General features: G+C 72.3%; 22 protein-coding genes and 1 tRNA gene. 19 read left to right on the top strand and 4 right to left on the bottom strand.

Annotated features, from left to right (window positions below; all coding sequences use genetic code 11):
• Positions 1-275: 275 nt before the first annotated feature.
• The 12 genes from PV789_RS21655 to PV789_RS21600 all read left to right on the top strand — a co-directional run bounded on the left by PV789_RS21655 (position 276) and on the right by PV789_RS21600 (position 15,577).
• Complete coding sequence (locus PV789_RS21655; RefSeq protein ID WP_274974292.1) at positions 276-2,213, top strand: TIGR03960 family B12-binding radical SAM protein; 1,938 nt, start codon at positions 276-278, stop codon at positions 2,211-2,213.
• 669 nt (positions 2,214-2,882) lie between these two features.
• Positions 2,883-3,659, top strand: a complete 777-nt coding sequence (locus PV789_RS21650; RefSeq protein ID WP_274978207.1) for a TIGR03936 family radical SAM-associated protein — start codon at positions 2,883-2,885, stop codon at positions 3,657-3,659.
• 158 nt (positions 3,660-3,817) lie between these two features.
• Positions 3,818-6,775 (top strand): ribonuclease E/G, encoded by a 2,958-nt coding sequence (locus tag PV789_RS21645; RefSeq protein ID WP_274974291.1) that lies wholly within the window; start codon positions 3,818-3,820, stop codon positions 6,773-6,775.
• Positions 6,776-7,134: 359 nt separating this feature from the next.
• Complete coding sequence (gene rplU / locus PV789_RS21640) at positions 7,135-7,446, top strand: 50S ribosomal protein L21 (protein ID WP_019609597.1); 312 nt, start codon at positions 7,135-7,137, stop codon at positions 7,444-7,446.
• Positions 7,447-7,460: 14 nt separating this feature from the next.
• Entirely contained in the window at positions 7,461-7,721 is a 261-nt protein-coding gene (rpmA, locus tag PV789_RS21635) for a 50S ribosomal protein L27 (RefSeq protein ID WP_274974290.1), read from the top strand.
• Between the two features lie 122 nt (positions 7,722-7,843).
• Positions 7,844-9,208, top strand: a complete 1,365-nt coding sequence (gene obgE / locus PV789_RS21630) for a GTPase ObgE (protein WP_274974289.1) — start codon at positions 7,844-7,846, stop codon at positions 9,206-9,208.
• Positions 9,209-9,289: 81 nt separating this feature from the next.
• Entirely contained in the window at positions 9,290-10,447 is a 1,158-nt protein-coding gene (proB, locus tag PV789_RS21625) for a glutamate 5-kinase (protein ID WP_274974288.1), read from the top strand.
• A 91-nt stretch (positions 10,448-10,538) separates the two neighbouring features.
• A complete protein-coding gene (locus tag PV789_RS21620; RefSeq protein WP_274974287.1) occupies positions 10,539-11,429 on the top strand; it encodes an alpha/beta hydrolase fold domain-containing protein in 891 nt (296 codons plus the stop codon).
• A 37-nt stretch (positions 11,430-11,466) separates the two neighbouring features.
• Positions 11,467-11,913: a type II toxin-antitoxin system PemK/MazF family toxin gene (locus PV789_RS21615; protein WP_274974286.1), complete on the top strand. Its 447-nt coding sequence runs from the start codon at positions 11,467-11,469 to the stop codon at positions 11,911-11,913.
• Positions 11,914-12,116: 203 nt separating this feature from the next.
• The gene (locus PV789_RS21610) at positions 12,117-13,391 is read left to right on the top strand and encodes a glutamate-5-semialdehyde dehydrogenase (protein ID WP_274974285.1); all 1,275 of its coding nucleotides are present in this window, start codon (positions 12,117-12,119) and stop codon (positions 13,389-13,391) included.
• A 307-nt stretch (positions 13,392-13,698) separates the two neighbouring features.
• Positions 13,699-14,670: a hypothetical protein gene (locus PV789_RS21605; protein WP_274974284.1), complete on the top strand. Its 972-nt coding sequence runs from the start codon at positions 13,699-13,701 to the stop codon at positions 14,668-14,670.
• 175 nt (positions 14,671-14,845) lie between these two features.
• Entirely contained in the window at positions 14,846-15,577 is a 732-nt protein-coding gene (locus PV789_RS21600; RefSeq protein ID WP_274974283.1) for an alpha/beta hydrolase family protein, read from the top strand.
• A gap of 206 nt (positions 15,578-15,783) precedes the next feature.
• On the opposite strand, the gene PV789_RS21595 is transcribed toward PV789_RS21600, so the two are convergent.
• The gene (locus PV789_RS21595) at positions 15,784-16,839 is read right to left on the bottom strand and encodes a M48 family metallopeptidase (protein WP_274974282.1); all 1,056 of its coding nucleotides are present in this window, start codon (positions 16,837-16,839) and stop codon (positions 15,784-15,786) included.
• A 230-nt stretch (positions 16,840-17,069) separates the two neighbouring features.
• On the opposite strand from PV789_RS21595, the gene nadD reads away from it, so the two are divergent.
• The 4 genes from nadD (at position 17,070) to PV789_RS21575 (ending at position 18,950) form a co-directional block, all read left to right on the top strand.
• Positions 17,070-17,723, top strand: a complete 654-nt coding sequence (nadD, locus tag PV789_RS21590; protein ID WP_302475362.1) for a nicotinate-nucleotide adenylyltransferase — start codon at positions 17,070-17,072, stop codon at positions 17,721-17,723.
• Positions 17,724-17,740: 17 nt separating this feature from the next.
• A complete protein-coding gene (rsfS, locus tag PV789_RS21585) occupies positions 17,741-18,139 on the top strand; it encodes a ribosome silencing factor (protein WP_047870575.1) in 399 nt (132 codons plus the stop codon).
• 34 nt (positions 18,140-18,173) lie between these two features.
• Positions 18,174-18,797 (top strand): histidine phosphatase family protein, encoded by a 624-nt coding sequence (locus PV789_RS21580; protein ID WP_274974281.1) that lies wholly within the window; start codon positions 18,174-18,176, stop codon positions 18,795-18,797.
• 80 nt (positions 18,798-18,877) lie between these two features.
• Positions 18,878-18,950 (top strand) — tRNA-Ala (locus PV789_RS21575).
• 223 nt (positions 18,951-19,173) lie between these two features.
• Here the strand turns inward: PV789_RS21575 and PV789_RS21570 are convergent.
• Positions 19,174-20,793, bottom strand: coding sequence for a glycoside hydrolase family 13 protein (locus PV789_RS21570; protein WP_274974280.1), 1,620 nt, complete (start codon positions 20,791-20,793; stop codon positions 19,174-19,176).
• Between the two features lie 19 nt (positions 20,794-20,812).
• Positions 20,813-21,832, bottom strand: a complete 1,020-nt coding sequence (locus PV789_RS21565) for a LacI family DNA-binding transcriptional regulator (protein ID WP_274974279.1) — start codon at positions 21,830-21,832, stop codon at positions 20,813-20,815.
• 223 nt (positions 21,833-22,055) lie between these two features.
• Here PV789_RS21565 and PV789_RS21560 point away from each other — a divergent pair, with 223 nt between their 5' ends.
• From PV789_RS21560 to PV789_RS21550, 3 genes are read left to right on the top strand one after another with little or no spacing between them, the layout of a single operon-like run.
• Positions 22,056-23,366, top strand: coding sequence for an ABC transporter substrate-binding protein (locus tag PV789_RS21560; RefSeq protein ID WP_274974278.1), 1,311 nt, complete (start codon positions 22,056-22,058; stop codon positions 23,364-23,366).
• A 56-nt stretch (positions 23,367-23,422) separates the two neighbouring features.
• A complete protein-coding gene (locus tag PV789_RS21555) occupies positions 23,423-24,271 on the top strand; it encodes a carbohydrate ABC transporter permease (protein ID WP_019609619.1) in 849 nt (282 codons plus the stop codon).
• Positions 24,268-25,167, top strand: a complete 900-nt coding sequence (locus tag PV789_RS21550; protein ID WP_274974277.1) for a carbohydrate ABC transporter permease — start codon at positions 24,268-24,270, stop codon at positions 25,165-25,167. The genes PV789_RS21555 and PV789_RS21550 overlap by 4 nt, the downstream gene beginning before the upstream one ends.
• A gap of 89 nt (positions 25,168-25,256) precedes the next feature.
• Here the strand turns inward: PV789_RS21550 and PV789_RS21545 are convergent, their stop codons facing one another.
• On the bottom strand, positions 25,257-26,420 hold the full coding sequence (locus tag PV789_RS21545) for an alpha-hydroxy-acid oxidizing protein (protein WP_274974276.1): 1,164 nt from the start codon (positions 26,418-26,420) through the stop codon (positions 25,257-25,259).
• Between the last annotated feature and the right edge of the window lie 14 nt (positions 26,421-26,434).

Below are 26,434 nucleotides of genomic sequence, written 5' to 3'. Positions count from 1 at the left end.
GAGCACGACACCGGCGGGGCGGGCACGGCGCAGGCGCCGGTGCCCGCCCCGCCGCCGTGCGGAGGGCCGATCCCGGCGGGGGAGCGGCGCGGCGCCGGGGGACAGGCCCGGGGCGGGTCCCGACCGGGCCTGTGGACGGAGCGGCCCGGAGCCCGTGGCGCCGGTAGCCTGGGAACATCCGCGCGGGCGCGCTCCACGCGTCACCGCGCCGGCCCCCGCGACGGCGGGGGTCCACGCACACCCGACACGATGTCCGCCGAACGAAGGCCCACACCATGTCCGTCGAAAGCCTCTTCCCGCGGCTGGAACCCCTGCTGACGCAGGTGGCCAAGCCCATCCAGTACGTCGGTGGCGAGCTCAACTCCGTGGTCAAGGAATGGGACGAGACCCGGGTGCGCTGGGCGCTGATGTACCCGGACGCCTACGAGGTGGGAGTGCCCAACCAGGGCGTCCAGATCCTGTACGAGGTCCTCAACGAGCGCGAGGGCGTGCTGGCCGAGCGCGCCTACGCGGTGTGGCCGGACCTGGAGAAGCTCATGCGCGAGCACGGCGTGCCGCACTTCACCGTGGACTCGCACCGGCCGCTGGCCGCCTTCGACGTGCTCGGGCTGAGCTTCGCCAGCGAGATGGGCTACACCAACATGCTCACCGCGCTGGACCTGGCGGGCATCCCGCTGCGCGCGGCCGACCGCACCGCCGACCACCCGGTCGTGCTGGCGGGCGGGCACTCGGCCTTCAACCCCGAGCCGATCGCCGACTTCCTGGACGCGGTGGTCCTGGGCGACGGCGAGGAGATCACCCTCGCCATCACCGAGATCATCCGCGAGTTCAAGGAGGAGGGCGAGCCCGGCGGGCGCGACGGCCTGCTGCTGCGCCTGGCCGCGACCGGCGGCGTGTACGTGCCCCGCTTCTTCGACGTGGCCTACCACGAGGACGGGCGGATCGCCTCCTACACGCCCAACCGGCCCGGGGTGCCCGGCACGGTGCAGAAGCACACCGTGATGGACCTGGACCAGTGGCCCTACCCCAAGAAGCCGATCGTGCCGACCGCCGAGTCCGTGCACGAGCGCTACAGCGTGGAGATCTTCCGCGGCTGCACGCGCGGCTGCCGGTTCTGCCAGGCGGGGATGATCACCCGGCCGGTGCGCGAGCGCAACAAGGAGACCGTCACGAAGATGGTCCAGGACGGCGTCGAGGCCTCCGGCTTCCAGGAGGTGGGGCTGCTGTCGCTGTCCAGCGCCGACCACAGCGAGATCGGGCAGATCGCCAAGGGGCTCGCCGACCGCTACGAGGGCACCAACACCGGCCTGTCCCTGCCCTCCACCCGCGTGGACGCGTTCAACATCGACCTGGCCAACGAGCTGACCCGCAACGGGCGCCGTTCCGGCCTGACGTTCGCGCCGGAGGGCGGCAGCGAGCGGATGCGCCGGGTGATCAACAAGATGGTCACCGAGGAGGACCTCATCCGCACCGTCACCGCCGCGTACGCGGCCGGGTGGCGGCAGGTGAAGCTGTACTTCATGTGCGGCCTGCCCACCGAGGAGGACGAGGACGTCCTGGCCATCGCCGACCTGGCCACCGAGGTGATCCGGACCGGTCGTGAGGTGACCGGGCGCAAGGACATCCGCTGCACGGTGTCCATCGGCGGGTTCGTGCCCAAGCCGCAGACCCCGTTCCAGTGGGCGGCGCAGACCTCGCACGAGGCCGTCGACGCCCGGCTGCGCAAGCTGCGCGACAGGCTGCGGGGCGACCGCAAGTACGGCAAGTCGATCGGTCTGCGCTACCACGAGGGCCGCCCCTCCATCATCGAGGGCCTGCTCTCCCGGGGGGACCGCAGGGTCGGCCGGGTGGTCGAGGAGGTGTGGCGCTCCGGGGGCCGGTTCGACGGCTGGAGCGAGCACTTCTCCTACGACCGGTGGTCCGGGGCCGCCGAGGCCGCCCTGGCCGACCTCCCGGTGGACGTGGACTGGTTCACCACCCGCGAGCGCGACGAGGACGAGGTCCTGCCCTGGGACCACCTGGACGCGGGCCTGGACCGGTCGTGGCTGTGGCAGGACTGGCAGGACTCGCTGTACGGCGAGGAGTCGCTGGAGGTGGACGACTGCCGTTGGAACCCCTGCTACGACTGCGGTGTCTGCCCGAGCATGGGCACCGAGATCCAGATCAACGCCCCGGCGGAGGGCCGCCCGCTGCTGCCGCTCAACGTGGTCTAGCCGACCGGGCGCCGGTCGCGGGGCGGACCCCGCCCCGCGGCCGTAGGGCTGCGGCCACGGCGGCGTGCCGCGCTGGCCCGGGAGGTTTCCGGGCGGCGCCGGACACGGAGGAACCCCTGGTCCCACCGGTCGTCGGTGGGGTCAGGGGTTCTGGCGTCCGTGCCGGGGCGGGGGTCGGCTCATGTGCCCCGGGAGGGCGTGAAGTAGGATTTCGCGCTCCGGGCGCTCTCTCGACCCTTGAGGGGGAGCGGCCCGGGGGAGGAAGGTGTACGGCCCGGCGCCCCGCTCGCGCCGGGCCGTACGTGTAATAGGACTCGCGGGCTGCGCGGGGGGTTGCCATCGGATCCAGATTTTCTTCGGATTTTTTTCGGTGAACCCCGCGTTCTGGTGGTGAACACGGCTCCGGTGTCCGCTCCGACCGCTCGGGGACTTTTCGACCGCAGGTCAGTGGGGGAGATACCGGTATGCGTAGTCCTGCTGGCGCATGTGCACCACGGCGCACCGTACGCTGAACAGGACGAGGAACAGCCCCTTCAGGTCGCCCCGCCGACCGCACCAGGGGGCATGAGGAAAGGAGTTGAGCTGCCCCCCGCATCCGAGGGCACCACCTCACCCTCCACCGCCAAACCCGGACAACGGCTTCGCGTCCACTACGCCAAGCGCGGACGCATGAGGTTCGCCAGCCACCGCGACATCGCCCGGGCTCTGGAGCGCGCCCTGCGCAGGGCCTCCGTACCCGTGGCTTTCTCCGCTGGCTTCTCGCCTCACCCCAAGGTCTCCTACACCGGCGCGGCCCCCACAGGGGTCGCCAGCGAGGCGGAGTACCTTGAACTCACTCTGGCCGAGCACCGTCCGCCCGAGAGGGTCCGAGCCGACATCGACGCGGCCATGCCCCAGGGCATCGACGTCGTCGAGGTCGTCGAGGCCCGACATCCCGGGCTGGCCGACCGGCTCCAGGCCTCCGAATGGCGCGTGGAGATGGCGGGCGTCGACCCCGACGACGCCGCCAGGGCGGTGGCCGCCTATCTGGCCGCCGACAGCGTCGAGGTGGAGCGGATGACGAAGAAGGGCCGTCGCCGCTTCGACACGCGGCCGGCGGTGGTCCGCATCGACGTGTGCGCTGACTCCCTCGGGCGCGCCCCAGAGGAACATCACACGACATATGCCATACTTCGGATGGTCGTACGGCACACGACACCTGCTGTTCGACCGGACGACGTGCTGACCGGCCTTCGCCACGTGGCCGACCTCGCGCCGCCGTCATCTCCGATGATGACCCGGCTGGCGCAGGGGCCGCTGGACGAGACGACAGGTGCGATCGCGGACCCGCTCTCCCAGGACCGGCCCGAAGCCCACACGAGCTCCGGACCCGCGGACGACAACGCGGACGAGCGGCGCGAAGACGCACCACGGCCGTCAACGCCCATGGCGGGACCGCGCGGATGAGCGGCCCCGAAGCGGGGAACATGGGCGACACCACAGGACTTTGCCCCGACGGCGCCCCGGCGCCGTCGGCGCTGACACAGCGACGACAGTTCTCGTGAGCCGCGCCGCCGACCGAGAGGTCGCGGCGCGCCCGAGGACTCTGACGGGAGACCGCCCGGATGCTCGACAACGAGCCCAACAACGGTGCCGACGGCACCGCGGGTACAACTGAAACAACCGACAACACGGCGGCGGCGCCCCCCGCGGGGGGCGGCGAGGTGCGCGTGACCACGCCCGCGCCCGCCAAGGGCGTCCGCCGCGCCGCCGGACCACCCCCCGAACCCGACGACGTCTTCACTCCCCCCTCCGCGCCCGTCACCTCCCTCGCCGGTTCCGGTGAGGGGGGCACGGTCAAGACCTCGGTGACCACCACCTCGCGCAGGCGCACCGTGCGCGCCGCGGGCCGTCCCGACGAGGACGCCGCCCCGCGCAGGGCCCGCGCCTCCGCCGACGAGGACGCGGCTCCGCGCCGTTCGCGCGCCTCCGCCCCCGCCTCGGAGGACACCGCCCCCTCCGCGGCCAGGAGCCGCGGCCGTTCGCGCGCCCGCTCCGCCGCGGCCTCGGAGACCGCCGGGACCGCGCCCTCCGGGGCAGCCGACGAGCCCGCCAAGGACAAGGACGAGGAGACCGTGGAGGCGGGCGGCGGCAACGTCTTCCAGGCCCCCTCCATGCTCTTCCAGCCCCCGGTGGCCAGCGCCGCCCCCGTGCCCGCCCGCGGCACCGCCCCGGCGGAGGCCGACGAGGACGCGCGCGAGGAGCCCGAGGAGGAGACCGCCCAGGCCACCGGTGCGGAGGAGACCGGCGACGGGGACGACGACCGCCCCAGCCGCCGTCGCCGCCGTCGCGGAGGCCGGGGGCGCGGCCGCTCCCGCGCGGACGAGGACGAGGCCGCCGAGGCCCCCGAGCCCGCAGAGGACAAGGCGGAGCAGCGCGGCGATAAGGACCGGGGCGAGGACGACGGCGCGGCCGACGAGGCCGCCGAGTCCGACGACCGCAGCAGCCGTCGCCGGCGCCGCCGTCGCCGCCGCTCCGGCGGGGGGGACGGCCCCGAGGCCATCTCGGACGACCCGCCCAACACCGTGGTCCGGGTGCGCGAGCCCCGCCAGGAGAAGCCGATCGAGGACGAGGTCCAGGCGGTCCGCGGCTCCACCCGGCTGGAGGCCAAGAAGCAGCGCCGCCGCGAGGGCCGTGAGCAGGGCCGCCGCCGCGCGCCCATCGTCACCGAGTCGGAGTTCCTGGCCCGGCGCGAGTCGGTCAAGCGGGACCTGGTGGTGCGCCGCGTCGAGGACCGCACCCAGATCGCCGTCCTCGAGGACGACATCCTCGTCGAGCACTACGTCGACCGGGCCACGCACCGCTCCTACGTGGGCAACGTGTACCTGGGCCGGGTGCAGAACGTGCTGCCCTCGATGGAGGCCGCGTTCGTCGACATCGGCAAGGGCCGCAACGCCGTCCTGTACGCGGGCGAGGTCAACTGGGACTCCTTCGGCCTGGACGGCCAGCCCAAGCGCATCGAGTCGGTGCTCAAGTCCGGCCAGTCGGTCCTGGTGCAGGTCACCAAGGACCCCGTCGGCCACAAGGGCGCCCGCCTGACCAGCCAGATCAGCCTGCCCGGCCGCTACCTCGTGTACGTGCCCGGCGGCTCGATGACCGGCATCAGCCGCAAGCTCCCCGACAAGGAGCGCGCGCGCCTCAAGCAGATCCTCAAGAAGGTCATGCCCTCCGGCGCGGGCGTCATCGTGCGCACGGCCGCCGAGGGCGCCAGCGAGGAGGAGCTGGAGCGCGACATCACCCGTCTCGCCAAGCAGTGGGACTCCATCAAGCGCAAGTCCAAGTCGGCCAACGCCCCCTCGCTGCTCAACAGCGAGCCCGACCTGACGGTGCGGGTCGTGCGCGACGTGTTCAACGAGGACTTCTCCAGCCTCGTCGTGTCCGGTGATGAGGCCTGGACCACCGTCCACGAGTACGTGGACTACGTGGCCCCCAACCTCTCCGAGCGCCTCTCGCACTGGAACGAGGACCGCGACGTCTTCGCCGCCTACCGCGTCGACGAGCAGATCAACAAGGCCCTGGAGCGCAAGGTCTGGCTGCCCAGCGGCGGCTCGCTGGTCATCGACCGCACCGAGGCCATGACCGTGGTCGACGTCAACACCGGCAAGTTCACCGGGCAGGGCGGCAACCTGGAGGAGACGGTCACCAAGAACAACCTTGAGGCGGCCGAGGAGATCGTCCGCCAGCTCCGGTTGCGCGACATCGGCGGCATCATCGTCATCGACTTCATCGACATGGTCCTGGAGTCCAACCGCGACCTGGTGCTGCGGCGCATGCTGGAGTGCCTCTCGCGCGACCGCACCAAGCACCAGGTGGCCGAGGTGACCTCGCTGGGCCTGGTCCAGATGACCCGTAAGCGGGTCGGCCAGGGCCTGCTGGAGGCCTTCTCGCACAGCTGCGAGCACTGCAACGGCCGCGGCCTGGTGGTCGCCGGCGACCCGGTCGAGGGCAAGGGCGGCGGCAACGGCAACGGCCGCAAGAAGAAGAAGGGCAAGGGCGAGCCGGACCAGGCCGCTGAGAAGGCCGAGAAGCCGTCCTCCGACAAGCCCGAGAAGGCGGGCGGTGACGCCGACGGGTCCGCCGGGGCGGACGCGGCGCGGACCGAGGAGGCCCCCGAGGCTCCGCAGGCGACCGGGGCCCCGGCCCCGGAGACCGCCAAGAAGACCCGTAAGCGGGCCTCCCGCTCCCGCAAGGCCGAGGCCGCGGCGGAGGAGCAGGAGGAGATCACCGCCACGGAGGAGGCCCCTGAGGCCGCTGAGCCCGAGCAGGCCGCGGAGGCACCCGAGGAGGCCCCGGCCAAGAAGACCCGCGCCCGGCGCACCACCCGTCGTACCGCCCGCGCGGCGGCCGACACCGGTGAGGCCGAGGCCGCGGGCGGTGAGAGCGTCCCCGCCGAGGCGGACGCGACCGCCGCCGAGACGCCCGCCGAGACCGGTGACGACGAGGCCGCCGAGCGGCCCAAGCGTCGCCGGACCCGGCGCACCAGGGCGGCGGCCACCCCGCCGACCGCCGTGGACGCGGGCTGATTCAGGGGCGGTAGCCCCGCCGTGGTCCGGACCGGCGCCAGCCCGGTCCGGACCACGGCACGTGTACAGGCCCGTGGCGGGCCGATGGTAATCTGAGGGACGGTGCGTCGGCGCGCTATGCCACCACAATCGCGCGCCCCGACACCGAAGTGCTCTCCACGCAGGGTTTGTTTCCCTCGGATCCCCGCGCCCCGCTACAGGCGATCAGTGGATCGTGGAACGAGGCACCTCCCCGCCCACACGGGGATGGGCCTCCCGGCCGATCTGGGCACAGGTGCGGTCGGACCCGGACCCCGGGCTCATGTCTCGGGGATGGTCCCGAGCATTATTCGTTGAGCGAGCAGGAAGAGAGTTACCCGGTGTACGCGATCGTGCGAGCGGGCGGCCGACAGGAGAAGGTGTCTGTCGATGACGTCCTGAACATCGACAAGGTCTCCGACGAGACCGGCGCCACCATCACATGGCAGCCCATCCTCGTCGTCGACGGTGACAACGTCATCAGCGACGTCGACAAGCTGAGCGGCTACACGGTCAGCGCCGAGGTCCTCGGTGAGACCAAGGGCCCCAAGATCAACATCCTGAAGTACAAGAACAAGACCGGTTACAAGAAGCGCCAGGGTCACCGCCAGAAGCACACCCAGGTGCGCGTCACCGGCATCGCGGCGAAGTAGGAGGCCTGGAAGAAATGGCACACAAGAAGGGCGCTTCGTCCAGCCGTAACGGTCGCGACTCGAACGCCAAGCGCCTCGGCGTCAAGCGCTTCGGCGGCCAGAGCGTCTCGGCTGGTGAGATCCTGATCCGTCAGCGCGGCACCAAGTTCCACCCCGGCGCCAACGTCGGCCGCGGTGGCGACGACACGCTGTTCGCGCTGGTCGCCGGCGAGGTCAAGTTCGCCAGCTTCCGCGGCCGCAAGGCCGTCAACATCGTTCCCGCCGTCGCCGAGTAGGCACACGCGCGGACGTTGTACAGGGCGGGCCAGGGAACACTGGCCCGCCTCTCGCGTTGTCACTGGATGACGCGTGTGTGTCCAGGCCCCCGCTCGGGGGCCGGAGAGTAACGGGGAGAGCTATGCCTGACTTCGTCGACGAGGCGGTCTTGCACGTCAAGGCCGGGAACGGCGGGCATGGCTGCGCCTCCGTGCACCGTGAGAAGTTCAAGCCGCTGGGCGGTCCGGACGGCGGTAACGGCGGCCACGGCGGGGACGTCGTCCTGGAGGTCGACACCCAGACCGCGACCCTGCTGGACTACCAGCGCCGCCCGCACCGCGCCGCCGGTAACGGCACGCCCGGCCAGGGCGGCCACCGCGCCGGGGCCAAGGGCGATGACCTCGTCCTCAAGGTGCCCGACGGCACCGTGGTCAGCCGTATGGACGGCGAGGTCGTCGCCGACCTGGTCGGCCACGGCACCCGGCTGGTGCTCGCCGAGGGCGGCCACGGCGGCCTGGGCAACGCCGCGCTGGCCACCAAGCGGCGCAAGGCCCCCGGCTTCGCCCTCAAGGGCGAGGAGGGCCAGGGCTTCGACGTGCGCCTGGAGATGAAGACCATCGCCGACGTCGGCCTGGTGGGCTTCCCCAGCGCGGGCAAGTCGTCCCTGATCGCCGCCATGTCCGCGGCCCGCCCCAAGATCGCCGACTACCCGTTCACCACCCTGGTGCCCAACCTGGGCGTGGTGGAGGCGGGCAACGTCCAGTACGTCATCGCCGACGTGCCCGGCCTCATCCCGGGGGCCAGCGACGGCAAGGGGCTGGGCCTGGAGTTCCTGCGCCACATCGAGCGCTGTTCCACCCTCCTGCACGTGCTGGACTGCGCCACCTACGAGCAGGGCCGCGACCCGGTCAGCGACCTGGAGGCACTGGAGGCGGAGCTGTCCGCCTACGGCCGCAGCACCGGCGTGGACCTGTCCGACCGGCCGCGCCTGGTCGCCCTGAACAAGGTGGACGTCCCCGAGGCCCGCGAACTCGCCGAACTGGTCACCCCGATGCTGGTCGAGCGCGGCTACCGCGTCCTGGAGGTCTCCGCGGCCTCCCGCGAGGGGCTGCGCGAACTGTCCTTCGCCCTGGGCGAGCAGGTGGCCGCGGCCCGCGAGGCCGCGCCGCCCGCGGAGCCCACCCGGGTCGTGATCCGTCCCCAGGCCATCGGCGACGCGCCTTTCCAGGTGGTGCCGCTGGGCGGCAACGCCTTCCAGGTGCGCGGCGACAAGCCCGCCCGCTGGGTGCGCCAGACCGACTTCTCCAACGACGAGGCCGTCGGCTACCTCGCCGAGCGGCTCAACCGCCTCGGCATCGAGGAGCAGCTGGCCAAGGCGGGCGCCACCGAGGGCGCCGAGGTGCACATCGGCACCGAGGAGGACTCCGTGGTCTTCGACTGGGACCCCTCCACGGACGCCGAGGTCGTCCCGTCCGGCCCGCGCGGGTCCGACGCCCGGCTGGGCTGACCCGCGCGGGGACCGACGGCCCGGCCGACAGGCACGAGCGCGGCGCCCGGTGCCGCGCCACTGGATGGAAAGCCCCACACGGTGCACAGCGCAGGACTCGAACAGACCGACTCCCTGGAGGCCTCCGGGCGCGCGGCGGTGGCCGCCGCGCGCCGGGTCGTGGTCAAGGTGGGATCGTCCTCCCTGACCACACCCGACGGCCGGATCGACTCCTGCCGCATCCGCGACCTGGTCCGGGTGCTGGCGGACCGCCGGGCCGCGGGCCAGGAGGTCATCCTGGTCTCCTCCGGGGCGGTCGCGGCCGGGATGACCCCGCTCGGCATGGCCCGCAGGCCCCGCGACCTGGCCTCCCAGCAGGCCGCCGCCAGCGTGGGCCAGGGGCTCCTGCTGGCCGCGTACACGGCCGAGCTGGCCGGGCACGACCTCACCGCGGCGCAGGTCCTGCTCACGGTCGAGGACATGATGCGGCGGGTGCAGCACCGCAACGCCCAGCGCACGCTGCGCCGCCTGCTCGACATCGGCGCCCTGCCCATCGTCAACGAGAACGACACCGTGGCCACGCACGAGCTGCGGTTCGGCGACAACGACCGCCTGGCGGCCCTGGTGGCGCACCTGATGCGCGCCGACGCGCTGGTGCTGCTCTCGGACGTGGACGCCCTGTACGACGGCAACCCCTCCGCTCCGGGGTCGTCGGTGGTCAGCCTCGTGCGCGGTCCGGCGGACCTGGACGGCATCGACATCGGCAGCGCGGGCGGGCGGGGCGTGGGCACCGGCGGGATGGTCACCAAGGTGGCGTCCGCGCGGATCGCCACCGAGGCGGGCGTGCACACCCTGCTGACCTCCGCCGCGAACGCCCGCACGGCCCTGGAGGGTGGGCCCGCGGGCACCCTGTTCGCCCCGGGGCGCGGACGGCGCCCCTCGGCCCGCCAGCTGTGGCTGGCGCACGCCACCGCGGGTCGGGGCAGCCTGGTCCTGGACCCCGGCGCTGTCACGGCGGTGGTGCGGGAGAAGGCGTCCCTGCTCCCGGCCGGTGTGGTGAGGGTGACCGGCGACTTCAACGCGGGCGACCCGGTGGACCTGTGCGACGAGGGCGGCGCCGTCGTCGCGCGCGGACTGGTCAACTACGACGCCGCCGAGGTGCCCGACCTGATGGGCAGGTCCACACGGTGGCTGGCCCGCGAGATGGGCCCCTCCTACGAGCGCGAGCTGGTGCACCGGGACGACCTGGTCGTGCTCTAGAACGCGTTCCCCCGGACCGCCGCGGTCCCGTCCCGCCGCGACACCCGTGTGGCGATGCCGGGGACATCCCCCGAGGAGAGTGAAGACACCGATGCCCAGCCTGGTGGCGAGAATGCTCGCGGTGGCGTTCCGGGTGGCGCGCAAGCGCCCCATGGAGACCGTCGAGGGCGCGCGCGAGCGCATCGACGAGGCCAAGGACGACCCCGAGCCGCCGCACTGGGTCGCCAAGCGCCACGAGACCACCCGGCGGGAGGTCGGGGGCTTCGCGAGCTACACGGTCCTCGCCCGGGACCGGGAGGAGGACCCCGACAAGGCCGTCCTGTACGTGCACGGGGGCTCCTACATCAGCGAGATCTCCCCCTGGCACTGGGTGCTGATCTCGCGCATGGCGGACGTGGGCTGCCGGGTGGAGGTGCCCATCTACGGGCTGGCGCCCCAGCACACCTACCGCGAGGCGTTCGGCTTCCTCCACACCGTGTACCGCGACCTGCTGGAGCACGTCGTGCCGGAGCGCACGGTGTTCGCCGGGGACTCGGCCGGGGCGGGCCTGGCGCTGGCCCTCGCGCAGACGCTGCCCGGGGAGGGCCTGCCCCAGCCCGCGCGGCTCATCCTGGTCTCCCCGTGGGCGGACCTGACCATGTCCAACCCCGACATCGCCGAGGTGGAGGGCCGGGACCCCTGGCTCAGCCCGGTCGGCCTCAAGGAGGCCGCCAAGGTGTGGGCGGGCGGCGACGACCTGTCCCTGCCCCGGCTCAGCCCCGTCAACGGCGTGCTCTCCGGCCTGCCGCCCATGGACCTCTACATCGGCACCCGCGACGTGTTCCTGCCCGACACCAGGCGCCTGCGCGCGCTCGTCGCGCGGGCCGGGGGAGAGGTGGACCTGCACGAGGAGGAGGGGGCCTTCCACGTCTACCCGCTGGTCCCGGTGCCCGAGGGCAGCCGGGCGCGGGCGAGCATCATCGGCACCGTCCAGGACCTGTGAGGCCACCCGGGCGGGGCGGACGCCCTAGGATGCGGGCGTGAGCGAACCAACGACACGCCGAAGCGAGGACCACCCCCACCGGGGCGAGGTCCGCGAGATCCCCACCGCCGCCAGCGCCACCAGGCTCGTCTACGCGCCCGAGCGCGACGGACTCGCCGACGCGGGCGAGATCGTGTGGACGTGGGTCCCCTACGAGGAGGACCCGGGGCGGGGCAAGGACCGCCCTCTGCTGGTCGTCGGTCGCCGGGGCGGGCGGCTGCACGGGCTGATGCTGTCCTCCCAGCGCCCCGAGGCGTGGGAGCGCCAGGACTGGCTGCCCGTGGGCTCGGGCCCCTGGGACCGGGAGCAGCGCGACTCCTACGTGCGGGTGGACCGGCTCTTCGAGTTCGACGAGGACGACATCCGCCGGGAGGCGGCCGTCATGGACGAGGAGCTGTTCTGGATGGTCGCCGACGTCCTGCGGGCCCGCTACGGGTGGAACTGAGCGGCGGGGGCGTGCGGTTTCCCCGGTGCCGCGTGCGGCGTCCGCGCCGACCCCCGCGGTGCCGGATCCGGCTTGTGGACAACCGCGTCGCCGACCGCGCGGCGCTATACGCTGGAAGCATTCACTCCGGCGCATGCCCCTGAGACCCTTCGACGCCGCAGGGCGGGTACGCCGGGATGGCCTCCCAACCAAGAGAGAGCACCATGAGTGACATCGAGCGCGAGGTCCACGCGGTAGCCGGGCGGGCCAGGAACGCGGCGGCCGACCTCGCCCCGCTCAGCCGGGCGGTCAAGGACGCCGCACTGCTGGCGATCGCCGACGCCCTGGTCAAGCGGTCCGACGAGATCACCGCGGCCAACGCCGAGGACGTGGCGCGGGCCCGCGAGGACGGCACCAGCCCGGCCATGGTCGACCGGCTCACCCTCACCCCGCAGCGGATCGAGGCCATCGCCGAGGCCGTCCGCGAGATCGTCGAGCTCCCCGACCCGGTGGGCGAGTCCGTGCGCGGGTCCGTGCTGCCCAACGGCCTGGACCTGCGCCAGATCCGGGTGCCGCTCGGTGTCATCGGCATCATCTACGAGGGCCGCCCCAACGTCACCGTGGACGCCGCCGCCCTGTGCCTCAAGAGCGGCAACGCCGCCCTGCTGCGCGGCTCCTCCTCGGCCTACTCCTCCAACACCGCCATCGTCGGGGTCCTGCGGGACGCCCTGGAGGGCACCGGGGTCCCGGCGGACGCCGTCCAGATGGTGCCCGGCCGCACCCGCGAGTCCTCCACCGCGCTCATGCGGGCGCGCGGCCTGGTGGACGTGCTCATCCCGCGCGGCGGGGGCTCCCTCATCCAGGCCGTGGTGCGCGACTCCACCGTGCCGGTCATCGAGACCGGGGAGGGCCTGTGCCACGTCTACGTGGACGCCGACGCCGACCTCGACAAGGCCGTGGCCATCACCACCAACGCCAAGGCGCAGCGCTGCTCGGTGTGCAACTCCGCCGAGACCCTGCTGGTGCACGAGGCCGTGGCCGAGGAGTTCCTGCCGCGCGTGCTGGAGGCCCTCGGCGAGAGCGGCGTGACCGTGCACGGCGACTCCCGGGTGCTGGAGGCCGCCGCCGCCCGCCCGACCGGGGCCCGGGTGGTCGAGGCCACGGAGGAGGACTGGGCCACCGAGTACCTGTCCATGGACCTGGCCGTGCGCGTGGTGCCCACCATCGACGAGGCTCTGGCCCACATCCGCAGGTACTCCACCCAGCACACCGAGGCCATCGTCACCGACTCGCTGAAGGCCTCCCGGTACTTCGTCTCGCGGGTGGACTCCGCCGCGGTCATGGTCAACGCCTCCACGAGGTTCACCGACGGCGGCGAGTTCGGCTTCGGCGCCGAGATCGGCATCTCCACCCAGAAGCTGCACGCCAGGGGCCCGATGGGGCTGACCGAGATGACCTCCACCAAGTACGTGGTCACCGGGGACGGCCACCTCAGGTAGCCGCGCGCGCCGGGGCCGCCCTCGCGCGGGCGGCCCCGGACCGCGAGGGACCGCGCGCCGGGGCCGCCCGTGACGTGCGGTCGGAGGCGCGTGTTCGTTGTGCGACCGAGAGTGACATTCGGGACCCGAGGGGCCGTTGGCATCTGGAGCGTTTTCCCGCTGGAAACCTGGACAGAAGCGAATCTTCGTCTAGCACGTATTCCCAAAGCGACGGCTGGTCGGTAATTTCACTGTGGTGTCTCACGGCGCGCTTCCGCATCGCTCGGAGCGTCGCCTCCCCACGGTCACAACGAAAGGAATCCCCCGAATGAAGCTCCGGAGCAAGGTCGCTGCCATCGCCACGACCGCCCTGGCCGTCGGTGGTGTCACGCTGATGGCCTCCCCCGCCCAGGCTGACCTGGTCACCCTCTGCTCGGGCCACGGCGGTGCCATCACCCTGCCCACGGACCTCGCGGTCCCCGCCGGCAAGAGCTGCTTCCTGGACGGAACGGTCATCCAGGGCGACGTCACCGTCCGCCAGGGTGCCAACCTGCACATCATCGGCGGCGAGATCGAGGGGAAGGTGACCGTTCAGAAGGACGCCTACTTCGACTCCCAGGAGAGCTCCGTCGGCGACCGCGTGGTCAACCGCGGCTCCTACGGCACCTACCTGGAGAACAGCTCCACGGGTGCGGCCCTGCGCGCCGTCCCGGTCGACGGCGGCAACACCGACGGCTTCTCCTACGTGGTGGACTCCTCCGTCCACAGCATCAACGCCGAGGTCGGTGCCGTCTACGTCTCCGGCTCGCGCATCAGCGGCGCCGTCAAGGCCGACGGTGTCGAGTACGCCGACATCTACGACTCCGTGGTGCGCGGCGCCCTGACCGTCAACAACCCCGCCAGCGGCGGCATCCTCTGCGACAGCGAGGTGATCGGCGCGGCCACCTACAGCGGCGGCACCGGTCCGGTCGCGGTCGGCGCCGGCGAGCAGGAGGGCTTCTGCTCCTCCGTCAACTACGTCGACGGCGACCTGAGCGTCACCGGCGTCAGCGGCGGCGTCTACGTCGACAACAACATCGTCGGCGGTGACCTGTCCACCTCCGCCAACAGCCCGACCGCCCAGGTCGGTGAGAACAACCGCGTCCGCGGCGACATCCTCACCGAGGAGATCGCCCTGCGCAGCTTCTCCGCCGCCGTGGTCGAGGAGTTCGAGGCCCACGAGGACGACCTGGCCGAGGAGGTCGAGGAGGCCCGCTCCACGACCATCGACGAGGCCATGGCCGCCGGTCCCGCCTTCTAGGACCCGCTCCCGGTCACCCCGGAACGCCCGACAGCGCCGACGGCCCCGCCGTCGGCGCTGCCGTGTGCCCGGGTTCCCGGCCTCGTCGTGGCGCGCCGTGGGGACGCGCGGTGGGGATGGCGGGGGAGGGCTGTTACCGTCCGCGAAAGGCCCGCCCGAGGACGAGGAGCGACGCGTGCCCACCACCGTTCCCTACGGAGAACACCCCAGCCAGATCGCGCACCTGTGGGAACCGGAGAGCGGCGCGCCCGCGCCCGTCGCCGCCCTGCTGCACGGCGGCTGGTGGCGGGACGGGCTCGACGCCGGGCTCATGGACCCGCTGGCCCGCGACCTGGCCGCCGCCGGGTGGGCGGTGTGGAACGTGGAGTACCGCCGCACCGGCGACGACGGGGGCGGCTGGCCGCAGACGCTCGACGACGTCGACCGCGCCCTGGCGGTGCTCGCCGGGGCCGCGGCCCGCGAGCCCGACCGCTACGACCTGTCCCGCACGGTGTCCGTCGGCCACTCGGCGGGCGGGCACCTGGCGCTGCTCAACGCACTCCACCCCCGCACGCCCGTGCGCGCCGTGGTCGCCCTCGCGCCCGTCACCGACCCCGAGCGCTGCGCCCGGGAGGGGCTGGGCGAGGGAGCGGTGGAGCCGTTCCTGGGCCCCGTCCCCTCCGCGGGGGTCCACGCCGCCAGTTCGCCGCTGCTGCGCGTGCCGCTGGGAGTGCCCCAACTCGTCGTGCACGGGGACGCCGACCAGCGCGTCCCGGTCGACCACAGCCGCGCCTACGTGGCCGCCGCGCGTGCCGCGGGGGACGAGGTGGACCACCGCGAGCCGGTCGGCGCCGACCACTTCGCGGTCATCGACCCGGCCCACCCCGCCTGGCGGGAGGCGCGGGCCTACCTCGACGACCTGCGCTGAGCCGCCCGCGCCCGAGGGCGCGGCCGCGTCCCGCGAGGAGGAGCCCCCGGCTCAGCGGAGCCGCACCCGACGGAGCGCACCCGCCGGACACGCCCGAGGGGCGGCCCCCGTCCGGGAGCCGCCCCTCGCGGCCGGGCACCCGTTTCCCGCGCGCGTCGGGAACCGGTGCCGGGTTCCCGGGCGCTGCCGTCCCGGGACAGGACCGGTCAGGAAGAGGTCCCCGAGCCCTGGTTGGTACGGGAGGAGCCGTTGCGCCACCGGTCGGCGACGGTGTCGAAGATCTTGCCGCCCGCGCTGGCCGCGCTGCCCGCGACGTCGCGCAGGGTGCCCAGCAGCGGGTCGCCCGTGCGCTCCCAGGACTGCTTGTAGGAGTCGGCGGCCTTGCGCGCCTCCTCGCCCACCCGGGCGTCGCGGTCGGTGGAGCGGCGCGGGTAGTCGCCGTTGACGATGCTCTGGTAGGAACCGTCCTCGATCCACCGGTGCAGCTCGGCCAGGCGCACCACCGCGAACGGGTGCGTCTGCCCGACCAGGCTGACCAGCTTGATGAGGCTGTCGCGGGCGTCGCCGCCGGACTCGTACTCGCGGGCCTGTTCGAGGAAGGCGTCGGGGTTCATCTCCACGAGCTTGGAGCCGCCCGCCAGCTTCATCAGGGCCCGCTTGCCCGCCTCGGGGTTCTGGCTGGCGAGGATCCCGGCGCGGTCGCAGGACAGCTCGGACTTGCGGTACCACTCCTCCAGCGCGGCCACGATGGCCTGGATGCCGATGAAGCCCAGCGGCACCCACGCCACGCGGGTGGCCAGTCGGATCAGGGCCAGCAGCATGGTGCGGTAGACGGCGTGGCCGCTGAGGATGTGGCCGACCTCGTGGCCGATGACGAAGCGCTGCTCCTCGGCGTCCAGCAGGTCGAACAGGCCCGTGGTCATCACGATGAACGGGCGGTTGCTGCCGATCGCCATGGCGTTCGGCTTCGGGTTCATCTGGATGTAGAGCTCGGGGACCTCTTCCATGTCCAGGACGTAGGCGGCGTCGCGCACGTAGTCGTAGACGTGGGGGAACTGGGTGGGCCCGACCCGGACGGCACTGGACAGGAACATCAGTCGCAGGGCGCGCTCGTTGAACAGCCCCGACAGGCGTTTGAACACCTCGTCGAACCCGCGCAGCGAGCGCAGCGCGACCAGGGCGCCCCGGTCGGCGGGGTGTTCGTAGGCACGGGGCGAGATCTCGGAGAGCCGGACGCGGACGCGGTCTGGTGTGTTGGCCATATCGGCATGCTATGCGCCGTGATCGCGCTTGGCCACGGTTTCCAGCTTCGAGATATGACGCGATTTCCGAGCGGCGCCGACGCGCCCTGGGGAAGGAACCCGGCACGGCGTTCGTTGTCCCAGTGCCAGGACCAAAAGGGAGGAAGGGGACGGCGGTGGTGCCCTCCGTCGGCTAATCTCGGTTGGCCGATCCCGGCAACGGCAACGTCCACGGCGAAACGGAGCGCACAGTGGCGCACGCAGCTTCCGACGCATCCCGCAACGCGGACTCCCCCGCGCCGCGGAGAGGAACCGGTCCGACCAAGGTCGGCATCATGGGCGGCACCTTCGACCCCATCCACCACGGCCACCTCGTGGCGGCCAGTGAGGTCGCCCACCTCTTCGGGCTCGACGAGGTGGTGTTCGTCCCCACCGGCCAGCCCTGGCAGAAGGACCTGGCCAAGGTGACGCCCTCCGAGGACCGCTACCTGATGACGGTCATCGCCACCGCCGAGAACCCCCAGTTCCGGGTGGACCGCATCGAGATCGACCGCTCGGGGCCCACCTACACCCTCGACACGCTGCGCGAGATGCGCGCCAAGTACGGCCCCGACGTGGAGCTGTACTTCATCACCGGGGCCGACGCGCTGGGCGCCATCCTGAGCTGGCACAACGTCGACGAACTCTTCGAGCTCGCGCATTTCGTAGGCTGTAACCGGCCCGGTCACCACCTCAGTGACACCGGACTGCCCGAGGGCAAGGTCTCCCTGGTGGAGGTTCCCGCGCTGGCCATCTCCTCGACCGAGTGCCGGGAACGCGTCCGCAAGGGCGAACCCATCTGGTACCTGGTCCCCGACGGCATCGTCCGCTACATCAACAAGACCGGGCTCTACCTAGAGAGCTGAAAGGCAGCAAGCACAACGTGACAGCCACCGACAGGGCACTGGAGCTGGTCAGGGTCGCGGCGGAAGCCGCCTCCGACAAGCTCGCCCAGGAGATCATCGCCTACGACGTCAGCGAGCAGCTGGTCATCACCGAGGCCTTCGTCCTGTGTTCGGCCCCCAACGACCGGCAGGTCCGCGCGATCGTCGACGAGGTCGAGGACCAGCTCCGCCTCCAGTCCGGGGCCAAGCCGGTCCGGCGCGAGGGCGAGCGCGACGGCCGCTGGGTCCTGCTGGACTACGCCGACATCGTCGTGCACATCCAGCACGAGGAGGAGCGCGGCTACTACGGCCTCGAACGGCTGTGGAAGGACTGCCCCGAGATCGACCTGCCCGAGGGCGCGCGCGGCGCCCAGCGCACGCCGCTGGACGAGTTCTGACCCCCACCCGACTGCGAGCGGAGAGACACACCACGTGAGCGACACCCCTCGTGTGCTGTTCTGGCGGCACGGACGCACGTCCTGGAACGTGGAGAACCGCTTCCAGGGGCAGACCGACATCGCACTCGATCCGGTCGGCCACGCCCAGGCCAGGCGGGCGGGGGAACTGCTCGCCTCGTTGAACCCCGACGTCATCGTCGCCTCCGACCTGACCAGGGCCGCCGACACCGCCGGATACCTCTCCCGGGCCTCCGGGGTGCCCGTGGAGTTCGACGAGGGGCTGCGCGAGCGCTTCGGCGGCTCGTGGGAGGGGATGACCGGGGCGGAGCTGTCCGCGCGCTGGCCGGTCGAACACGCGCGCATGGACATCCCCGACGGCGAGCTCATCGCCGAGGTCGGCGACCGGATGCGCGCCGCCGTCGAACGCGGACTGGGCAAGACCCCGACCGGGGGGCTGCTCGTCGTGGTCAGCCACGGCGCCGCCCTCAGAGTCGGGATCGCCCGGATGCTGGGGGTCCCCGACGAACAGCGCGAGATCCTGGGACCGATCAGCAACTGCTGCTGGTCGGTGCTCCAGGAGCGTCGGGGGCAGTGGCGGCTGATGGAGCACAACGCGGCCAGCCTCCCCGAGCCGGTCGTGCTCAGCGACGACGCCTGAACCGTTTCGACGTTCGGGCCGGATTCCGCTATGGTTCAGGGAGTCGGCAGGACCGCCACAGGTCCGATCGACTCCCTTGAGGGGCTATGGCGCAGTTGGTAGCGCGCCTCCATGGCATGGAGGAGGTCTGGGGTTCGAATCCCCATAGCTCCACGGACTCGGGACGACCCTGCTCGGCGGCCTTCGGCCGCCTCGCCGGGTCGTCCTTCGTGCTTTCCGGGGGGAGACCCCCCCGAATCCCCCGGGGTACCCCCCTGTGGTCGGGGTTGTGGTGATCGGTGGGGCGGGTGGGGAGTCTCCCTGTGACGTGGGGCTGTGCCTCCGGGGCCCTGCGGTCGGGGCCGCGGTGTGGGGCCTCGCCCCGGGACCGTGCCGGTCAGCGGCGCAGCCACACTGCCGCGTTTCCCGGGAGCCGTCCGTCCAGCTCCGCGCTGGCCACCAGCACCCGGCCCGGCGGCAGCTCCACCGCTTCCTCGCCCGTGTTGACCAGCACCAGCACGTCCTCACCCCGCCAGTAGGCCAGCACCGGCCCCCGGTTCAGCGTGTCGTCCCAGGCCAGCGCCTCGTCGGAGGAGAACTCCCGGCGGTGCGCCAGAGCCCGGCGGTACAGGGAGAGCACGGACCCGGGGTCGTCGGCCTGGGCCCCCACCGACCAGCGGCCCCACCCTTCGGGCTGGGGCAGCCACGGGGCGTCCCCGCCGAAGCCGTACGACGCTCCTTCGCGCGTCCACGGCAGCGGCACCCGGCACCCGTCCCGCCCCTTGTCGGTGTGCCCGCTGCGCGACCACCGCGGGTCCTCCAACGCCTGGGCGGGCAGGTCCGCCACCTCCGGCAGCCCCAGCTCCTCGCCCTGGTACACGTACGCCGATCCCGGCAGCGACAGCTCCAAGAGCGCCAGCGCCCGGGCCCGCCGCGTGCCCAGTTCCAGGTCCGGCTCCGGGTCGCGCCCGTCGGAGAGCAGCCACGCCTTCTGGTCGGTGCCCGGGGGCAGCCCCAGCACCGACACCGGGCGCACCACGTCGTGGTTGCCGATCACCCACGTGGGCACCGTGCCGACCTGCCCGGCGTCGGCGATCGAGGAGTCGATCACGCCGCGGTAGGCGTCGGCGTCCCACGAGGTCCTCAGGAAGTCGAAGTTGAACGCCTGGTCCAGCTCGTCCGGGCGCGTGTACAGCACCCGCCGTTCACCGGGCAGCCACACCTCGCCCACCGTGGCCCGGGGCGGGTCGAACTCCGCCAGCACCCGCCGCCAGTCCCGGTACACCTCGTGCACCTCGGGCCGGTCCAGGAACGGGTGGTCCGGGTTGGCCGCGATGTCCTCGAACCGGCCGCCCTCCACCAGCACCAGGTCGCGCAGCGGCTCCCGCAGGTCCTTGACCAGCGCGTACGCCACGTCGATCCGGAACCCGTCCACCCCGCGCCCGCTCCAGAACCGCAGGACGGCGCGGAACTCCTCGCGCACCCGCGGGTCGTCCCAGTTCAGGTCCGGCTGCTCGGGCGCGAACATGTGCAGGTACCACTGCCCGTCCGCCGCGCGGGTCCACGCCGGGCCGCCGAACGTCGACCGCCAGTTGGTCGGCGGCAGCCCGCCGTCCGCGCCCCGCCCGTCGCGGAACACGTACAGCTCCCGCTCGGGCGACCCGGGACCGGCCTCCAGCGCCTCCCGGAACCACGGGTGCTCCTCGGAGGTGTGGTTGGGCACGATGTCGACCATCACCCGCAGGCCCAGTGCGTGCGCGGCGGCCACCATCGCGTCGAAGTCCTCCAGGGTGCCCAGGCGCGGGTCCACGTCCCGGAAGTCGGCCACGTCGTACCCGCCGTCCGCCCAGGGCGAGGTGTAGAACGGCGACAGCCAGATCCCGTCCACGCCCAGGTCGGCGAGGTGGCCCAGGCGCGCGGTGATCCCCGCCATGTCGCCGGTCCCGTCCCCGTCGGCGTCGGCGAAGCTGCGCGGGTAGACCTGGTACAGGACCGCGTCGCGCCACCACTGCTGCATGCTGGTTCCTCCGAACGGGTCAGGAGAACAGACCGCGCGTGCTCCGGGGCGCGGCGGTGGACTGCCTCAGGATGAGCTGGGTGGGCATCTCCACCTGGAGGCGCTCGGCCGTCCCGTTGAGGATGCCCACGGTGAGCCGACCCGCGGTCAGCCCGGTGTCGTAGGGGGCCTGGTCGACGGTGGTCAGGTCCATCACCGCCGCGGTGTCGTGGTTGTCGAAGCCCATGAGGGAGATCGACTCCGGCACGCGCACGCCCGAGCGGCGCAGCGTGCGGTACGCCCCCAGAGCGAGGTCGTCGAATTCGGCCAGCACGGCCGTGGGCGGGTCGTGGTCCGACAGCAGTTCGCCCATGGCCAGCTCGCCGCCCGCGTGCCCGGTGGACTTGGCCACGCTCCGCGGCGGCAGCCCCGCCTCCGCCATGGCCGCCTCGTACCCCCGCAACCGGTGCCGTGAGCTGGCGCTGGACCAGGTCTCGGACCGCGAGGCGATGTAGGCCACGCGCGTGTGCCCCAGGTTGAGCAGGTGCCGGGTGGCCCCCGCGGCACCGGCCCGGTCGTCGATGTACACGCCGGCCCGGTCGGACATCCTCTGCCCGACCAGCACCACGGGCACGCCCACGTCGTCCAGCCGGTGGCACTCCTCCTCGGACAGGTCCATGGACACGGTGACCACGGCGTCGGTGTTGCGCCGCAGCGGCAGCGCCCGCGTCCAGCCCTCCCGGGCCCGCGTCTCGCCGACCTGGTAGACGAGCATGTCCAGGTCCGCCTCGCGCAGCGCGTCGCCGACCCCCGCCAGGACCGTCCCGAAGAACCACGGCTGGAGGAAGGGCACGACCACCGCGACCCGCCCCGTGCGGCCGGTGACCAGACCCGAGGCGTTGCGCGAGACCACGTAGGCCAGCTCGTCCGCGGCGCGCTGGACGCGCCGGCGCACCTCCGGGGCGACCCCGGGGGCCCCGCGCAGCACACGGGAGACCGTCGAGAGGGAGACACCCGCTCGCTGGGCGACGTCCCGCATGCTCGCGGGTTGGCTGGCCATGCCGTCCACGGTAGGAGCGCGACCCCAGTGATGGCAACGTTTTCATGAGGAGATTCGGACGGCACGCCTTTCCTTTCCGTGCATGACGTATATCGAAACGCGTCCACTGTTGACTAGGTCACACAGTCGGTGGCATCGTTTGCGCACGAACACGGGGGGATGACCCAGCACACACTCGACGCCGCGCGCCCGGACACCCTTCCGGCGCGGTAAGGAGAGAGCCATGCCAGTGCATTCACACCAGAAGGGGTACACGGTGCGCGCGTGCGCTGCCGGGCTCGCCGCACTGAGCCTCACCCTGGCCACCGCGTGCGGCGAACCCCCCGGGGAGGAGACCGCGGGGGAGGGCGGCGAGACCGCGGGCCTGGCCGAGGACCCGGCGTTCGTCTGGGCGGTCACCGGAGCCGACCGCGCGATCCACGAGGAGGTCGCGCGCCTGTGGAACGAGAACAACCCCGACCAGCAGGTCGACATCTTCTTCCTGGCCCCCACCGCCGACGAGCAGCGCCAGGCCATGTTCCAGGACCTCCAGAACCAGGCGGGGGAGTTCGACGTCCTGGGCCTGGACGTCATCTGGACCGGTGAGTTCGCCGAGTACGGCTACGTCGAGAGCCTGGAGGACCTGCGCGGCGAGGTCGAGGGCGTCAGCCTGGAGGGGGCCGTCGACAGCTCCCAGTGGCAGCAGGAGCTGTACGCGCTGCCCTACTCCTCCAACGGCGCGTTCCTCTACTACCGCACCGACCTCGTCGAGGAACCCCCCACGACCTGGGAGGAGCTCTACGAGACCGGCACGGCCGCCGCCGAGGAGGAGGGCATCTCCGCCTACGTCGGCCAGGGCGACCAGTACGAGGGCTTCGTCGTCAACTTCCTGGAGCTGTACTGGTCCGCGGGCGGCCAGCTGTTCGACGACGCCCAGGAGCAGAGCACCTTCCTGGAGGGCGACGCCGCCACCACGGCCCTGGACTTCATGACCGAGGCCTACGAGAGCGGGTTCTACGCCGACGGCTTCGACACCATGGTCGAGGACGACGCCCGCGCCCTGTTCCAGGCGGGCGAGGCCGTCTACATGCGCAACTGGCCCTACGCCATCCCGCTCCTGGCGGGCGAGGGCGACGAGGAGAGCGCGGTCGCGGACGACTTCGCGGTCGCCCCGCTGCCCACCTTCACCGGTGAGGGCACCACCAGCGCGCTGGGCGGCCTCAACAACGCGGTCAGCACGCTGAGCGACAGCAAGGACCTGGCCCGCGAGTTCGTCCTGTGGGCGGCCACCGACCCCGAGGCGCAGGACATCCTGCTCCAGAACAGCCTGCCGCCGACCATGGCGAGCGCCTACGAGAACACCGACGACCCCGACTTCCAGATGCTCGGCGACATCCTCGCCCAGGCCCAGGCCCGCCCGCCGGTGCCCGGCTACAACTCGCTGTCCCTGGCCGTGCAGGACAACCTGCACCCCGCCTTCCGGGGCCAGGAGGAGCCCGGCACGGCCCTGGAGGCGGTGGACCAGGCGGCCAACGACGCGCTCGAACAAGAGTAGGCCGCATGGCGACGACCCAGAGAGTCCGCGTGAGCAGGGGCCTGGGTGAGCGTGCGATGGGGCGGATCTTCCTCGCCCCGTCGTTCGCCTTCATGGCCGTGATCGCGCTCTTCCCTGTCTTCTACGCGATCGGGATGAGCCTCTACGAGATCCGGGGGTTCCGCCAGGAGTTCACCGGCGTCGACAACTACGTCCGCGTCCTGACCGACTCCGGCTTCTTCAACGCCGTCTGGAACACCCTGGTGTTCACGGTGGCGTCGGTGTCGCTGGAGTTCCTCGTCGGCATGGCCTTCGCGCTGATCATGCACCAGGCCTTCCTCGGCCGCGGCCTGACCCGCGCGGTCATCCTGATCCCGTGGGTCATCCCGACCGCCGTGGCCGCGCAGGTGTGGCGGTTCATGTTCGACCCCAACCCGGGCTTCGTGAACGCCGTCCTCGGCACGGACATCAACTGGCTGCGCGACCCGTTCTGGTCGATGGTCGGCATCATCAGCGCCGACGTGTGGAAGACCGCGCCGTTCGTGGCCCTGCTGCTGCTCGCGGGCCTCCAGACCATCCCGAAGGACTACTACGAGGCGGCCAGGGTGGACGGGGCCAACGCGCTCCAGCGCTTCTGGAACATCACCCTGCCGCTGCTGCGCCCGTCCATCGTCGTGGCCCTGCTGTTCCGCACCGTGGACGCCCTGCGCATGTTCGACTTCGCGTACGTGTTCACCGGCTACTCGAACTCGCTGGCCACCCTGTCGGTCTACGCGCAGCGCTACCTGGTCCGGGACCCGGACCTGGGCTACGCCAACGCGTTGTCCACGGTCACGTTCGTCATCGTCATGCTCGTCGGCCTGGCCTTCATCAGCCGGATGGGCCGCCACATGATCGGTGAGGCGCCGCGGAAGGAGAAGCGATGACGGCCGAGACGGTGAGGCCGAGCGGGTCGGTGCACAAGCCGCGCCGACGCGTCCACCCGGCGGTGGGCAACACCCTCAAGCTGCTCGGGCTGGCCGTGGTGCTGCTGTGGTGCCTGTTCCCGTTCCTGTGGATGGGGATGACCAGCCTGCGGTCGGGATCGGCGGCGATCACCGACCCGAACATCTTCCAGGGGCCCTTCGACTTCAGCAACTACCGGGAGATCTTCGACCAGGGCTTCCAGTTCGCGCTGCGCAACTCGCTGATCGTGGCGACGGTGACCACGCTGATCTGCGTCCCGGTGGCCTCGCTGGCGGGCTACGCCCTGGCCCGGCTGCCGCTGGCCGGCAAGTTCGCGATCCTGGCCGCCACCCTGGTCGCGACCCTGTTCCCGCCGGTGGCGCTGGTCAACCCGCTCTACCAGATGTACCTGCAGCTCAACGAGTGGACCGGGATCAACCTGCTCAACTCCTTCGCCGGCATGATCATCCCGTACGTGGCGCTGACCCTGCCGCTGGCCGTCTTCATCCTCACCACGTTCTTCGCGGGCATCCCCAAGGAGATCGAGGAGTCGGCGAAGGTGGACGGGGCCACCCCGTTCCAGGCCTTCCTGCGCGTGGTGGCGCCGCTGGCGGCGCCGGGCGTGGGAGCGGCGGCCATCCTGACCTTCGTGTACGCCACCAACGAGTTCCTGCTGGCCTTCTCCTTCGCCCCGAACGACCTGAACGTGCAGACGGTCCCGGTCTTCGTGGCGACCTTCCAGCGGGTCGGCTACGAGAACCCGATCGGCCAGATCATGGCCGCTTCGGTCCTGGTGTCGGTCCCGCTGATCATCTTCGCCCTGGTCCTGCAACGCAGGATCGTGGCGGGCCTGACCTCCGGAGCCGTCAAGGGCTGACAGCACCACCGGAAGGAAGCGGACCGGTCCCGGGAGCGCACCGCGCCTCCGGGACCGGCTCCGTGTCCGGGCGGCCGCCCGGACACGGGTCAGCGGCGCACGACGTCGCTCCCGTCCAGGTCCGCCGCGTCCTTGCCCATCAGCTCGGCGGTGATCTGCAGCTCCGCCAGCGTCGCGCGCAGCACGTGCTCCACGCCCGCGGCGCCGCCCACGGCCAGCCCGTACACCCACGGCCGCCCCAGCAGCACGGCCTCGGCCCCCAGCGCCATCGCCACGGCCACGTCGGCGCCCGAGCGCACACCCGAGTCGAACAGCACCGTGGCGCGGTCGCCGACCGCGTCCACCACCTCGGGCAGGGCGTCCAGCGCCGCCACGGCGTTGTCGACCTGACGGCCGCCGTGGTTGCTGACCACGATCCCGTCCACGCCCGCCGCCACCAGGTCGGCGGCCTCGTCCCCGCGCACGACGCCCTTGACCAGCACCGGCAGGTCCGTCCACCGGCGGATGCGGGCGATGTTGTCGGTGCTCAGGGACCTGCTGGCGAACGCGCCCAGGAAGTGGAACACCGCCTCGGTGAACACCCCGCCCGGCTCCGGGTCGGCCTTGAGCCGGGAACGGAACTCCGGGTCGCTGAAGTAGTTCGCCGTGCCCTGGCTGCGCAGGAACGGCAGGTGGCCCAGCGCCAGGTCGCGGGGCCGCCACCCCAGCCGCTTGGTGTCCGCGGTGACGACCACCGCCTCCGCCCCCGCGGCCTCCGCCCGCCGCACGAACGACTCGGCCAGCGCGTCGTCGCCGGGCCAGTACAGCTGGTACCACCAGGAGTCGACCGCCTCGGCGACCCGTTCCATCGGGGTGGAGGCGGCCGTGGACAGCACCATCGGCACCCCCACGGCGTTGGCGCCCTCGGCCACGGCGAGCTCCGCCTCCCCGTGCACCTGCTCCAGGACACCGATCGGCGCGGTCAGCAGCGGTGTGGCGTACTCCCTGCCGAACAGGGTGACCCCCAGACCCCCGGCCCCCTCGGCCCCCGGCCGCAGGCTGCGCGGGCGCAGCGCGTAGCGGGCGAACACGTCCACGTTGGCGCGGGCGGTGCGCTCCCGTCCCGCACCGCCCTCCACGTAGCCGAACGGACCCGGCTCCATGGCCCTCTCGGCCAGGTCGCGCAGGTCCTCGTGGTGGTAGGGCAGCCCGGGCAGGATGCCGTTGGTCGCATCGGCGTAGACGCCGTCCTGGTACTGGGCGAAGTCGGTCATGGTTCCCTCGCTGG

The organism is Nocardiopsis camelliae (genome assembly GCF_028993595.1).
GTDB classification, from domain to species: domain Bacteria; phylum Actinomycetota; class Actinomycetes; order Streptosporangiales; family Streptosporangiaceae; genus Nocardiopsis; species Nocardiopsis dassonvillei.
The sequence above is the reverse complement of the archived record's forward strand: the minus strand, read 5'-3'. Positions and strand labels throughout refer to the sequence as shown.

What these genes read in the sequence shown, in the direction of transcription:
- PV789_RS21570 (WP_274974280.1), bottom strand. Translation starts at nt 20,793, where the DNA reads ATGCAGCAGTGGTGGCGCGACGCGGTCCTGTACCAGGTCTACCCGCGC.
- PV789_RS21555 (WP_019609619.1), top strand. Translation starts at nt 23,423, where the DNA reads ATGGGGCGGATCTTCCTCGCCCCGTCGTTCGCCTTCATGGCCGTGATC.
- PV789_RS21565 (WP_274974279.1), bottom strand. Translation starts at nt 21,832, where the DNA reads ATGGCCAGCCAACCCGCGAGCATGCGGGACGTCGCCCAGCGAGCGGGT.
- PV789_RS21650 (WP_274978207.1), top strand. Translation starts at nt 2,883, where the DNA reads ATGAGGTTCGCCAGCCACCGCGACATCGCCCGGGCTCTGGAGCGCGCC.
- PV789_RS21605 (WP_274974284.1), top strand. Translation starts at nt 13,699, where the DNA reads ATGAAGCTCCGGAGCAAGGTCGCTGCCATCGCCACGACCGCCCTGGCC.
- PV789_RS21550 (WP_274974277.1), top strand. Translation starts at nt 24,268, where the DNA reads ATGACGGCCGAGACGGTGAGGCCGAGCGGGTCGGTGCACAAGCCGCGC.
- rpmA (WP_274974290.1), top strand. Translation starts at nt 7,461, where the DNA reads ATGGCACACAAGAAGGGCGCTTCGTCCAGCCGTAACGGTCGCGACTCG.
- PV789_RS21545 (WP_274974276.1), bottom strand. Translation starts at nt 26,420, where the DNA reads ATGACCGACTTCGCCCAGTACCAGGACGGCGTCTACGCCGATGCGACC.
- PV789_RS21560 (WP_274974278.1), top strand. Translation starts at nt 22,056, where the DNA reads ATGCCAGTGCATTCACACCAGAAGGGGTACACGGTGCGCGCGTGCGCT.
- PV789_RS21610 (WP_274974285.1), top strand. Translation starts at nt 12,117, where the DNA reads ATGAGTGACATCGAGCGCGAGGTCCACGCGGTAGCCGGGCGGGCCAGG.
- obgE (WP_274974289.1), top strand. Translation starts at nt 7,844, where the DNA reads ATGCCTGACTTCGTCGACGAGGCGGTCTTGCACGTCAAGGCCGGGAAC.
- PV789_RS21620 (WP_274974287.1), top strand. Translation starts at nt 10,539, where the DNA reads ATGCCCAGCCTGGTGGCGAGAATGCTCGCGGTGGCGTTCCGGGTGGCG.
- PV789_RS21595 (WP_274974282.1), bottom strand. Translation starts at nt 16,839, where the DNA reads ATGGCCAACACACCAGACCGCGTCCGCGTCCGGCTCTCCGAGATCTCG.
- PV789_RS21645 (WP_274974291.1), top strand. Translation starts at nt 3,818, where the DNA reads ATGCTCGACAACGAGCCCAACAACGGTGCCGACGGCACCGCGGGTACA.
- PV789_RS21655 (WP_274974292.1), top strand. Translation starts at nt 276, where the DNA reads ATGTCCGTCGAAAGCCTCTTCCCGCGGCTGGAACCCCTGCTGACGCAG.